The organism is Sporosarcina sp. Marseille-Q4063, assembly GCF_018309085.1.
Classification (GTDB): domain Bacteria; phylum Bacillota; class Bacilli; order Bacillales_A; family Planococcaceae; genus Sporosarcina.
In genome coordinates this window covers 503,218-515,301 of record NZ_CP070502.1, presented here as the reverse complement: position 1 = coordinate 515,301, position 12,084 = coordinate 503,218, and the positions used below count along the sequence as shown (strand labels likewise).

At 40.5% G+C, this 12,084-nt stretch carries 13 protein-coding genes; all 13 read left to right on the top strand.

Annotation, left to right across the window (positions count from 1 at the left end; all coding sequences use genetic code 11):
- Window positions 1-15 precede the first annotated feature (15 nt).
- The gene (locus tag JSQ81_RS02650; protein ID WP_212606195.1) at window positions 16-1,680 is read left to right on the top strand and encodes a GspE/PulE family protein; all 1,665 of its coding nucleotides are present in this window, start codon (window positions 16-18) and stop codon (window positions 1,678-1,680) included.
- 13 nt (window positions 1,681-1,693) lie between these two features.
- Window positions 1,694-2,734 (top strand): type IV pilus twitching motility protein PilT, encoded by a 1,041-nt coding sequence (locus JSQ81_RS02645; protein ID WP_212606194.1) that lies wholly within the window; start codon window positions 1,694-1,696, stop codon window positions 2,732-2,734.
- Window positions 2,734-3,942: a type II secretion system F family protein gene (locus tag JSQ81_RS02640; protein ID WP_212606193.1), complete on the top strand. Its 1,209-nt coding sequence runs from the start codon at window positions 2,734-2,736 to the stop codon at window positions 3,940-3,942. Before JSQ81_RS02645 ends, JSQ81_RS02640 begins: the two co-directional genes overlap by 1 nt.
- A gap of 93 nt (window positions 3,943-4,035) precedes the next feature.
- Complete coding sequence (locus JSQ81_RS02635; protein ID WP_212606192.1) at window positions 4,036-4,521, top strand: prepilin-type N-terminal cleavage/methylation domain-containing protein; 486 nt, start codon at window positions 4,036-4,038, stop codon at window positions 4,519-4,521.
- Window positions 4,522-4,648: 127 nt separating this feature from the next.
- Entirely contained in the window at window positions 4,649-5,635 is a 987-nt protein-coding gene (gene pilM, locus JSQ81_RS02630) for a type IV pilus biogenesis protein PilM (protein WP_212606191.1), read from the top strand.
- Window positions 5,625-6,221: a PilN domain-containing protein gene (locus tag JSQ81_RS02625; protein ID WP_212606190.1), complete on the top strand. Its 597-nt coding sequence runs from the start codon at window positions 5,625-5,627 to the stop codon at window positions 6,219-6,221. The genes pilM and JSQ81_RS02625 overlap by 11 nt, the downstream gene beginning before the upstream one ends.
- Window positions 6,218-6,952 (top strand): hypothetical protein, encoded by a 735-nt coding sequence (locus JSQ81_RS02620; protein ID WP_212606189.1) that lies wholly within the window; start codon window positions 6,218-6,220, stop codon window positions 6,950-6,952. The genes JSQ81_RS02625 and JSQ81_RS02620 overlap by 4 nt, the downstream gene beginning before the upstream one ends.
- Complete coding sequence (locus JSQ81_RS02615) at window positions 6,953-7,708, top strand: prepilin peptidase (protein WP_212606188.1); 756 nt, start codon at window positions 6,953-6,955, stop codon at window positions 7,706-7,708. It begins immediately after the preceding gene.
- Window positions 7,709-7,924: 216 nt separating this feature from the next.
- Complete coding sequence (locus tag JSQ81_RS02610; protein ID WP_212606187.1) at window positions 7,925-8,578, top strand: hypothetical protein; 654 nt, start codon at window positions 7,925-7,927, stop codon at window positions 8,576-8,578.
- A gap of 174 nt (window positions 8,579-8,752) precedes the next feature.
- A complete protein-coding gene (gene radC / locus JSQ81_RS02605; RefSeq protein ID WP_305849477.1) occupies window positions 8,753-9,463 on the top strand; it encodes a RadC family protein in 711 nt (236 codons plus the stop codon).
- Between the two features lie 91 nt (window positions 9,464-9,554).
- Entirely contained in the window at window positions 9,555-10,571 is a 1,017-nt protein-coding gene (locus JSQ81_RS02600) for a rod shape-determining protein (protein ID WP_212606186.1), read from the top strand.
- A gap of 81 nt (window positions 10,572-10,652) precedes the next feature.
- A complete protein-coding gene (mreC, locus tag JSQ81_RS02595) occupies window positions 10,653-11,546 on the top strand; it encodes a rod shape-determining protein MreC (protein WP_212606185.1) in 894 nt (297 codons plus the stop codon).
- Window positions 11,543-12,067 carry a rod shape-determining protein MreD gene (mreD, locus tag JSQ81_RS02590; protein ID WP_212606184.1) on the top strand — a complete coding sequence of 175 codons (525 nt, stop codon included), beginning with the start codon at window positions 11,543-11,545 and terminating at the stop codon, window positions 12,065-12,067. Before mreC ends, mreD begins: the two co-directional genes overlap by 4 nt.
- Window positions 12,068-12,084 lie beyond the last annotated feature (17 nt).

Genomic DNA, 12,084 nt, shown 5'->3' with positions numbered 1-12,084 from the left:
GTGGAGGTACTTCATGTGAAACGTGCCACACGGAAACGACTTGGCGACTTGCTAATTGAATCGAATATTATTTCAGAACAGCAATTAGTAAAAGCATTGAACGATAAAAGCCGAGAGGAAAAAATTGGTGATTATTTAATAAAACAAAAACTTATAACAGAACAGCAGTTAATACAGATTCTTGAAATGCAACTCGGAATTCCGCGTATCCATTTGAGCCAACAAACGATTGACCCGGAACTGACGCATATCGTCCCGAAAGAATTAGCGAAACGTGCAAATATTATGCCGGTCCGAAAAAATGGCAATAAATTATTAATTGCCATGGGAGATCCAATGGATTATTTCATCATCGAAGAAGTTCGAATGGCTACTGGTTATCAAATTGAAACGAGCATTGCCGCAAAGGATGATATTTTTCGGGCGATTACAAAGTATTATGACCTGCAAGAATCAATGGATGAAGTCATTCAGGATAATATGCCATCGGTTCAGGAAGATGATACGCAAATAACAGATGATGACTCGCCGATTGTACGTCTCGTCAACCAAATTATCGCAAGCGGCGTAGCGCAACAGGCAAGTGATATTCACTTCGATCCGCAAGATACAGAATTGAAGATTCGTTACAGAGTAGATGGAGTTTTACGAAACGACCGCTCGGTTCCGAAAAACATGCAAAACATAATTATTGCCCGTGTAAAAATAATGGGGAATTTGAATATAACCGAAAACAGAGTTCCGCAAGATGGTCGAATAAAAACAGTCGTTAATCACCGACCGATTGATATACGTCTTTCAACTTTGCCGACCATTTACGGTGAAAAAATTGTTATGCGAATCCTCGACCTTGGCAATGCCTTAAATGATTTGGATCGACTCGGATTTTCTGATAGGAACTACAAGCTTTTTCATTCCATGCTGGAAAAACCGAACGGCATTATATTAATAACAGGGCCTACCGGATCAGGTAAGTCCTCTACGTTATATGCCGGATTGAATTACTTGAACGATGAAGAAGTAAATATTATCACGGTAGAGGATCCGGTAGAATATCAACTTGAAGGGATTAACCAAATTCAAGTCCGTGAAGAAGTCGGTTTAACTTTCGCGGTTGGTTTACGCTCCATACTTCGTCAAGACCCCGATGTCATTATGGTCGGTGAAATTCGGGATATTGAAACGGCTCAAATTGCCATTCGTTCTTCATTAACTGGGCATCTAGTCTTAAGTACATTACATACGAACAACGCTATTGAATCCATTTCAAGATTAATCGATATGGGAATCGAAACATTCCTATTGTCTTCTTCCTTACTTGGAATCATGGCGCAACGACTTGTTCGACAAGTATGTCGTGATTGTAAGGTTGAGCGGGCACCACTTGAACATGAAACTAAATTTTTCGAAGCATACGGCGTGACGATGGAGACGATTAGTGAGGGGAAAGGTTGTCCTTCATGTAACGACACCGGTTACCGCGGTCGACTCGCAATTCACGAAATTTTATCGATTGACGACAAGATTAAAACGCAAATTTTGAATAAAGAAAACCCTGGTGTTATTCGTGAATACGCAAAAAGCCAAGGGTATAATACGCTTGTCGAAGACGGCTTAGATAAAGTAGCAGCTGGTCTAACTACTATCGAAGAAGTATTACGCGTAGCGACATCAGAATAAAGGATGTGATGATATGCCAAACACAATTGACAAATTGTTAGAAAGAGCGAATGAAGAAGGCGCATCGGACTTGCACCTTTCTGAAGGGATTCCAGCAGTTTATCGGATTGATGGGCAGCTTCGCCAATTGGATGAACGGGTTTTCTCAACCCCGGATTTAGAAAAAATGGCGAAAAAGATTATACCAAAAGCTAAGGCCGATGAATTTGAAGAGAAAGGTGAAACCGATTTTAACTACGCACTCGGCGACATCTGCCGTTTCCGTGTCAATGCGTTTCATCAACGAGGCGAAATTTCAATTGCAGCCCGTCGAATTCCTTCAGAAATTCCATCTTTTGAAAAATTGGGAATGCCGGCCATTCTCTATGATTTAGCGAATAAACCGCAAGGACTCATCTTAGTGACTGGTCCTACTGGTTCCGGAAAAACGACAACGCTCGCATCCATGATTGATTATATTAATACAAATACGGCTCGACATATCATTACATTGGAAGACCCGATTGAATATATACATCAACATAAAATGTCAATCGTCAACCAACGTGAAGTCGGAGTAGATACAAACACCTTTGCCAATGGACTACGTGCAGCACTTCGACAAGATCCAGAAATTATACTTGTCGGTGAAATGCGAGACCTTGAAACGATTTCAACAGCTATAACAGCTGCTGAAACAGGTCACTTAGTATTAGCAACCTTGCATACAAGCAGTGCGGCAACAACCATTGACCGAATCATCGACGTCTTTCCACCCCATCAACAAAGCCAAGTTCGAATACAACTTGCAAACGTCTTGCAAGGGGTTGTTTCACAAAGATTATTCATCAATAAAAACGGAAGTGGCCGGGTAGCAGCAACAGAAATTTTAATTCAAACAGCTGCCATTGCGAATTTAATACGATCAGAAAAAGTGCATCAAATTCAAAACGTTATTCAAACAAGTCGAAGCTTAGGCATGCATACCTTAGAAGTTTCCATTCAACAACTGATTACAAACGGCATCATTAATTACAGTGAAGCGAAAGAGTTTTTGACTGAAGGTGATTATTAATGTCAACAGTTTTCAAATATAGCGGACGAACATCGACAGGTGCATTCAAAAAAGGTGTCGTTTCTGCCGATACAGAAGCCGCTGCAGTTGCAAAACTTCGAAGACAAGGCATAAATCCTAGGGAAATTGCGGAGTCGACAAGCCTTTTGCACGCGCAAATTTCACTTGGCGGTAAAGTTAAAAACGAAGACTTTGTCATCTATTGCAGACAATTTGCGACACTTATCCGTGCAGGCGTTACGCTTGTTGAATCTACCAAAATATTAGCGGATCAATCAACAAGTAAGATGTTGAAAAAAGCGTTATTCGCGGTAGAAGAAGACGTTCGATCGGGTACATCATTTTCAGATGCAGCAGCAAAAGAAAGTAAAGTCTTTCCACCGCTTTTCGTTAATATGATCCGGGCTGGTGAATTGACAGGAAACTTAGATGAAACTTTAGATCGGCTCGCATTCTATTACGAGAAACAGCACGCGTTAACAAAGAAGATTCAATCGACAATGATGTATCCACTAGTCTTATTCGTTATTACGATTGCTGTAGTTATTTTTCTGATGTTAACGATTGTACCGACTTTTATAGCAATGTTTGAAGACTTTGGTGCAGAATTACCGTTAATAACAATTTTTGTCATGGGGATTAGTGAGTTTGTGCAAGGATTTTGGTGGTTATTATTACTTCTTATATTAGTTTCTGTATTTGGCTTTAATTATTTATTTAAGAATAACAATTCGTTTCATTACAAGGTTCATTATTTCATGTTGAAAATGCCGATTTTCGGAAAACTGTTTCAAAAATCAGCCATTGCACGAATGACTCGGACCTTATCTTCTTTATTTAGCAGTTCGGTGCCGATATTAAACGCACTAACAATTGTTGAAAAAGTAATTGGTAATCCTGTGATTGGAAAAGTAGTTTTGGAATCTAGAGCTAGTTTAGAACAAGGAAGCACATTGTCAGCACCGCTCGAAAAAAGTTGGTTATTTCCACCACTTGTAACACAAATGACGGCAATTGGTGAACAAACAGGTTCACTTGATTATATGTTAGAAAAAATTGCAGAATTTTACGAGGATGACGTGGACCGGACGGTTGACACGTTAAAATCTTTAATCGAGCCATTAATGATTGTCTTTTTAGCGGCAATTGTCGGAACAATCGTCCTCGCAATAATGGTTCCAATGTTCAGCTTGTATGAGCAAATCTAACAAGTAATTCAGTTTTAAGGAGGTGATGAAAAGAGTTGAGTGACCGCTTTTATTAATACGTACTAAAAACTAAGAAAATGTGGGGGTAATGAAATGTTTAAGAATATGAAGAAACAACTTAATAACGAAAAAGGTTTGACGCTTATTGAGCTATTAGCAGTTATTGTTATTCTAGCAATTATTGCAGTTATTGCAGTGCCGGCGATCGGAAAGGTAATTGCAAACACGAAAGATAAAGCGGTTTTGGCAGAAGCATCTAATATACTTTCCGGAGCAAAAATTGCAGTTGTTGACGGTGCTTGTAAAGATACAGAAGCTACTGTTGGAACCGAGAAAGTGATTACTACAACGTGTAATCAAGCAGCTTTGAAAGGTTTTGTTCAGGGGATTCCGGAAAAGGATGGAACGGTTGATATCACTTATTCTGCTGAACGGGTAGGCAACGATTGGTCAGTATCATATTCACGATTCGCAAATATTAGCAACAGTAAGTATAATTCCGGGATTGTATTAGGTAAAACTGATGAAGCAAACCTTAATAAACTTCTAAATAATGAAGGAACAGTACCAGCTAATTAATATTAACGAACCTACAGCAGCCCACCGCTGCTGTAGTCTTTCTTTTCATTTACCATCAAAGCAAACGACCCATTCGTTTCCTTCGATGATAAATGAATTGATTGTTTCTTTTAAGGGGGCCAACAAAGTGTTTCGTAGAAATAAAAATAGAGTCGTTGCGATTGAAATGAATGATTATGTCATTCGTGGTCTCATTACTCAAGATAGCGATTTAGAAACGGCAAAAGTATATGAATATGCGCTACCACCTGGGGTTATCGTTGATGAAGTTCTCGTCGATGAACTCACGTTTTTTGAGATTCTTAAAAGTCTCGTAAAAGATTGGAATATTTCAAGGCACGACTTGCGCTTTTTCGTTCCGGATCATTCCGTCATGATGCGAACATTTGATCACCCGAAAGAATTGACGTCAAACGAATTAAAAGGGTATGTTGAAATGGAATTAGGCCGCACCATTCATTTGCCTTTCGAAAATCCGCTGCTTGATGTTTATGACCATGAAGAAGGGGACGGGGAGGCGGTTATCTATGCTTCTTCATCAGAGGAAGTCGTTAAAGTTATGCAACTTTATCATGATATTAATCTAAATCCCAAAATATTGGATGTTCGCATGCTGTCCATCATTCGATTTTTAAAAACGATTGATTATTTCAATTCCGAAAATACATATTTAGTCGCTGATTGGTCAATAAATGCATTATCGATTAGCATTTATTCAAATGAAAACGTGGATTTTCTTCGGTATCATTCAGTAGAAACGCCGAACCGGAGTTGGAAATATGCGCCTGACTTATTGGATATTAATGTATTTACATATGATGGTGAAATTGAAGAATATAAGATGTCTTTATCTGAACAAGTGTTAGAAGTGGAACGGATTTTGAACTTTTACCGATTTTCGTTTCATAAAGGCGAAAAGTCTGTTGATCAAATTGTCCTTGTTGGTGAAAACCCGGAGATGCCCTATATTAAAGAGCAATTGGAAGGTACTACTGATATGCCCGTTGAAATCGTTGATGATGCTTTCGTTCGACAGCATTATAAAGAATTGAATCGAAAACATGTCGCGTTGATTGGTCTTTCATTGAAGGAGGAAGATTCACTTGGCTCCTGAGATTAACCTGCTTCCGCATATTGACAGACCTTCACCTGGTAGGCGTTGGCTCACCATTATACTGGCGGTAGCTTTTGTGTTACTGGTGATTTACCTTTCATTTCAATACATTTCATTGAATAAAACGATTAAATCGCTTCAAAGCGAGGAGCAACAATTGCAAGTGGAAAAAGCGGAATTGGAATCGTCGATTATCGTTTTAGACACACCAGTAAAAATTGATCTTGCAACTTCGGTGGAGTTTGTTGAAAGTGTGTCCTATCCTGTATCTCCACTGCTTATTGAAGTTAATAAATACGTGAATGAAAATACATATTTACGAAACTATGTTTTTTCTGAGAGTACGATAAAATTTGCAGTCGATTTTGAAACGTTGGCTGAAGTTGTTGCGTATGTCAGCGATTTATCTAGCAGTCCTTATTTCCAAGATGTGAAAGTTGAACAAATTTATACGTTTGACCCGGCTCCAAGTAATGCGGAAGAGGACGAACAGACGGAAAGCTTCGAGAAGGTCGAACGCTTTGCGAATGAATTGACGGTTGTGATCGATCCGTACTATATACGGACAGGCGGTGTCGCGGAATGAAACAAACGGGTGAAAATAAAGGGTTAGTTGCGCTGGTGGGGTTAATCGCTTTTCTTTTAATAGGCGTCGCTTATTATTATATAATTCTTCCTAAAGGAGAAGAAGAAACACGGATTAAATATGCGATTCAAGGATTGAAAATCGAGAATAGCGAATTGGAAAATCAAGTGGCTGTGTTAAGTGTCGTCGAAACAGACGATGCCAATGAATATGACTTGCGAAAAAAACTTCCTGTCAGTCGTGAATTGGATAATTTGCTGCATACGATTCAAGAAGTTGAATTGATGAGTGAGTCTAAAATTGTTTCGATTTCGTTTAATAATTATGATGCGGAAGTATCACAAACGATTACGACTCCAGAAGTTGAAGAGAAGGAAGAGGAGTCTACGGAAGAAGTGGATGAAACTGAATCTGATGTTGAAGAAAAAGAAACTGAATCAGACGAAGAGAAAACAGAAGTCGATCTTGTAAAACCAATTACGCCAATCGATATCAGTTTATTGCCAGAAGAATTAAAGCTTATCTCTCTGAAAATCGATTTAAAGGTGTTGGATTATGATCACCTACTTAAGTTTTTACATGAAATCGAAGGTCTTGATCGGGTCGTTCGAATTGATGAAGTGAATTTCTATCAACCTGGTGAACTTGAATTGGCACAAGAAGAACCAGATAAACGGCTGGATGTAACTGTGCAGCTTACGACGTTTTTCTCTGAGGATATGGGGGATTAAATGGACATTGTTATTGGGCTTTTATTTTTCATATATGGCATTGTCTTCGGATCGTTTTTCAACGTTGTTGGTTTGCGAGTTCCGAAGAAAGAATCCATTGTTTCACCGCCGTCGCATTGCACGAATTGTAACCGGAATCTTGGGGTACTTGACCTTGTTCCGGTTTTTTCCTACATCTTCTTGAAAGGAAAGTGTAGGGGATGTAATACGAAGATTAGTTTCATTTATCCATTTATGGAATTTGTGACTGGTGCTTTATTCGCGTTGGCTTATTTTCAGCTTGGATTTAGTCTGGAATTAGTTGTCGCGATATTATTTTTGTCTCTTTTTGTCATTATTACGGTATCTGATATTGCTTATATGCTTATTCCCGACAAAGTGCTTCTACCGTTCGCTATCGTGTTGTTGGTGTGCCGGATACTAATCCCTTTAACGCCGTGGTGGGACGCCTTGTTGGGCGCTGTAGTCGGTTTCGGGGTGCTGTATTTCATCGCGGTCGTGTCGAAAGGTGGAATGGGCGGCGGGGATATAAAATTGTTTTTTGTCATCGGTTTAGTTCTCGGTACTGTCAATACGTTACTGACGCTGTTTGTGGCCGCGTTTATCGGTTCGATTATCGGCATTATTATTTTGAGGAGAGCGGGTAAGGGAAGAAAAACGCCTGTGCCTTTTGGACCTTCCATTGCGATTGGGGCTATCCTTTGTTATTTCTGGGGGGCTGACCTTGTCGAATGGTATATGACAATGTTTACATAAGTCGATAAATTTTCATGGGGTCTCTGACAGACCTCATGTTTTTTTTCACCTTTTTTCTGCTACGGTAACAGTAGGGATACTTCATTCGCGGGTAATTTTTGAATGATGGTTGAACGAATCGGGCTTAATGGGATCGGAAATCTTACCGGCCGCTTTAAAGTGGTGGCTCGGTGGATATACTTTCCATTAAAGCAGGACAAAACGGGGTGAAGGAAAATGAAATTCGGCAGAAATTTTAAAAAAGGCACTTATGTAATGGCAATTATTCAAGGGATTATTATTGGGATTGCTGCTGTGGCAGTAGTCGGATTCATCATTGTCGGGGCAAACGAAAAACTTGGTAGCGAACCTAAAAAGCCGGAAATCCCGACGACTGGTCCAGCCGCGTCAGAGGACGAAAAACCAGTAGACACGCAAGTTGTTCCACTAAAACTGTTTGCGAGACAACATGGTGTTTTTTCAAGTGCGGAATCTGCTGCAACTTTTCAAGCCGCTGATCCGTCATTAGCTTCAGCTGCTATTATTCAAGGTGATGGGGTCTCCAAAGGTAAGTACTACATTTGGTCATCGGTTGGTTTGTCGGATGCGGAAATCATGGATAGCGACAGCGGGGAAACATTTCGCAAAGAAGTCACGGCACATGTAGGTAGTTGCGAAGCGGTAGGGGCTAAATTGCTGCGGGATTCGTTGGTTGCCGATACAGTAGCGAAAATAAAAAATTTGGAAACTGAAAATGAAAGCGAAACGGTGTCAGTTTTCAATGAACAATTGACTGCGATTACGGCATTTACAGACGATGTTCGAGTCGTTCGACTACATTTGCTTGCCCATTATGCGAGTAAGCAGGACTGCGTGAAGATTGATTTTTGAGGTTGAATAACAGGTCGAAATTCCATTATCTACATTTATACTCAATTTTCTCATTGAATGTTCTCCGCTAGAATGATGGCAAGGAGGAGATTTAATGAAGAATTTTTGTAAAAGCGTTGTTGTACCTGCATCGACCTACATAACTTTATTGGTGAGTCAGGGGTGTTGCAGGAAATGACAATTAACCTGGAATTGGACCTCGAACCCAAAATGATGATTCGTGATGTTCACATTGCGGACAGGCCGCGTGAACGGCTTGTCAGGCAAGGTGCGCCTAGTTTATCGAACCAAGAATTGATCGCGATATTGCTTCGGACGGGGACAAAGGATGAATCTGTTCTCGTTCTGTCAAATCGCGTGTTATCGTCATTCGATAAGATTCAAGATTTACGTAACGCTACCGTCGAGGAGTTTACAAAGATTAACGGCATTGGACAAGCGAAAGCCGTGCAATTGTTGGCGGCCGCTGAGTTAGGAAAACGTATGTATCAAAAGCATTCAGAAGGCCGGTATACCATTCGCTCGCCAGAAGATGCAGCAGCTTACTTAATGACGGATATGTCTTCGCTCACGCAGGAACATTTCGTCGTCTTATTTTTAAATGTGAAAAATGAAGTGCTTCATAAGCAAACGATTTTTATCGGATCATTGAATTCCAGTATAGTACATCCAAGGGAAATTTTTCGCGAAGCGGTAAAAAGATCTGCGGCTTCCATAATTTGTGCTCATAACCATCCCTCGGGCAATCCGACGCCGTCACCGGAAGACATCGAAGTGACGAAAAGACTAACCGAGGCTGGGGCTTTAATGGGGATTGAAGTTATCGATCATGTCATAATCGGGGACCATCAGTTCATCAGCCTTAAAGAAAAAGGGTATATGTAACCCTATCACTTTCTTCGCTTTTCCGCTATAATGTGGTGTATGATTTGATGAATGCCGTATATAAGCGGTTCAGAAGAAAGGAAGAACAGATTTGTTTGGATTTGGTGCAAGAGACGTAGGAATTGATTTGGGAACAGCAAATACGCTAGTTTTTGTAAAAGGGAAAGGTATCGTATTACGCGAACCTTCAGTCGTGGCAAAAAACACACATACAGGTGAAATCGTCGCTGTTGGTAGCGAAGCGAGAAACATGATTGGACGTACACCTGGTTCAATTATAGCAACGAGACCGATGAAAGACGGAGTCATCGCTGATTATGAAATTACGACTGCGATGATTGAACATTATATGAGAGAAGCCATGAAAGCTTCTGGCGGATCATTTAAAAAGCCGAACGTAATGGTTTGTGTGCCTTACGGAATTACATCTGTCGAACAGCGTGCAGTTATTGACGCATCACGTCAAGCTGGCGCGAAAGACGCGTATACGATTGAAGAGCCATTCGCGGCTGCAATCGGTGCGGGACTTCCGGTTTGGGAGCCAACAGGTAGCATGGTTGTCGATATCGGGGGCGGAACGACTGAAGTTGCAGTTATTTCACTTGGCGGTATTGTAACAAGCGAGTCGATTCGTGTCGGAGGCGATACGATGGACATTGCGATTACAAGCTATATCCGTAAAACGTATAACTTAACAATTGGTGAACGTACTGCAGAAGCGATTAAAGTGGATATTGGTTCAGCAAGTGCGACGACTAAAACTGAAAAGATGGAAATTCGTGGACGAGACCTATTGACTGGTTTGCCGAAAACGATTGAAATTACTTCAGATGAAATCGCGGACGCGTTACGCGAGTCGATTACACAAATTATTGAAGGCGTTCGTAAAACTTTGGAAACCACTCCACCTGAATTATCGTCAGATGTTATGGAACGCGGAATCGTTCTAACTGGTGGTGGGGCGCTTCTAAGAAATATCGAAAAAGTGATTTCGGAAGAAACAAATATGCCTGTCTTCATTGCAGAAGAACCACTTGATTGTGTTGCAATTGGTACAGGTAAAGCGTTAGATAATTTTGATGTCATTAAAAAAATGCAAGCTAGATAATTAGGTTTGGCGCAATCTCTCTATTAAACTAATAGAGAGATTTGCATCGCCTAAAAAGGATGCTTGAGGAGGAATAAGGCAATGCCGCGATTTTTTTCAAATAAACGATTGATTTTATTGCTCGTGGGCGTAATTGTCCTTGTGGCTTTAATATCATTCTCTCTGCGTGATCGGCAAAACGCCTCCTTACCGGAACAAATTGTAAAAGATGTCGTCGGCTTCGGGCAATCGTTTTTCTCTAAGCCCGCGCATTACATAACAGATGTCATTGGCAATATCGACGGGGTTTTGAATACATATGCAGAAAATAAGAAGTTGAAAACACGTCTAAGTGAATATGCAGCAATCCAATCCGAACTTGCAGATGTCCAAGCCGAAAATGATAGTCTTCGTGAAATCATCGGTAAAAAAGAAGATTTGCGAGCTTATGATCCAGTTCACGCAACGGTCATTGCGAGAAACCCGGATCAATGGGAAGAAAAGATTATTATTGATAAAGGCCAAGCCCATGGAATTAAGAAGAATATGGCAGTTGTCACGGCGGGTGGGTTAATCGGAAAAGTGATTAATACTTCATCTACTACTTCGACGATTGAATTGCTTTCAACGGAAAATCGAAATTTCCGTGTTTCTGCCGTTGTTCCAGGTGATAAACCCGCATTTGGACTTATCGAAGGCTATGACCAAGCGCGCGGAGAGCTCATCATGAAGCGTATTGACTCCAGTTTTGAGATTGAAGTCGGCGATAAAGTAATTTCTTCGGGACTTGGCGGAATTTTTCCGAAAGGGCTTTCCATCGGGGAAATAACCGAAGTTTCAACGGATGATTACGGGCTGACGAAGCTCGCTTACATTCGACCGGCTGCCAAGTTTTCCATGCTTGACCATGTCATTGTTGCGATGAGGAAATCTGAAACAGTAGAGGGAACGGATGGCGACGGGACGGCAGGTACGGAGGGGGAGGATGGATCATGATTAGGTCTATCATCCCTCTTATTGCCGTTTTACTTTTCTTCCTGGAGCCCGTTTTTAGCTTGTTTTCACCGATAGAGGTGGGAGAGACTCTTTACATTCTCGTGCCACGTTTTGTCATCGTTTACCTTGTTTTTATCGCAGTTTATTATAGCCGACAGCGCGCAATCATTTACGGAATTGTCTTTGGCCTCTTGTATGATACGTTTTACATTGATATTATTGGATTATATGCATTTCTATATCCATTGATCTGTTATATCGCCGCCGGAATTATCCGCTATGTGCATAAACATATTATTACAGTTATGATTTTAACTTTATTACTCGTAGCCTTGCTAGAAGTTTTATCGTACTCATTTGTAAGTTTAATCGCCTTGACATCGATCGAACCAGATGTGTTTATTTCGACTAGGCTTATTCCGACGATGATTGCAAATTCATTATTTGTCATTATGTTCGGGTGGATATTTAAGAAGTTAATTGATAATCGAGTTTTGCTTAAAGGAAGTGAAGCTCTTTAAAAAGAGGAGAAATACGA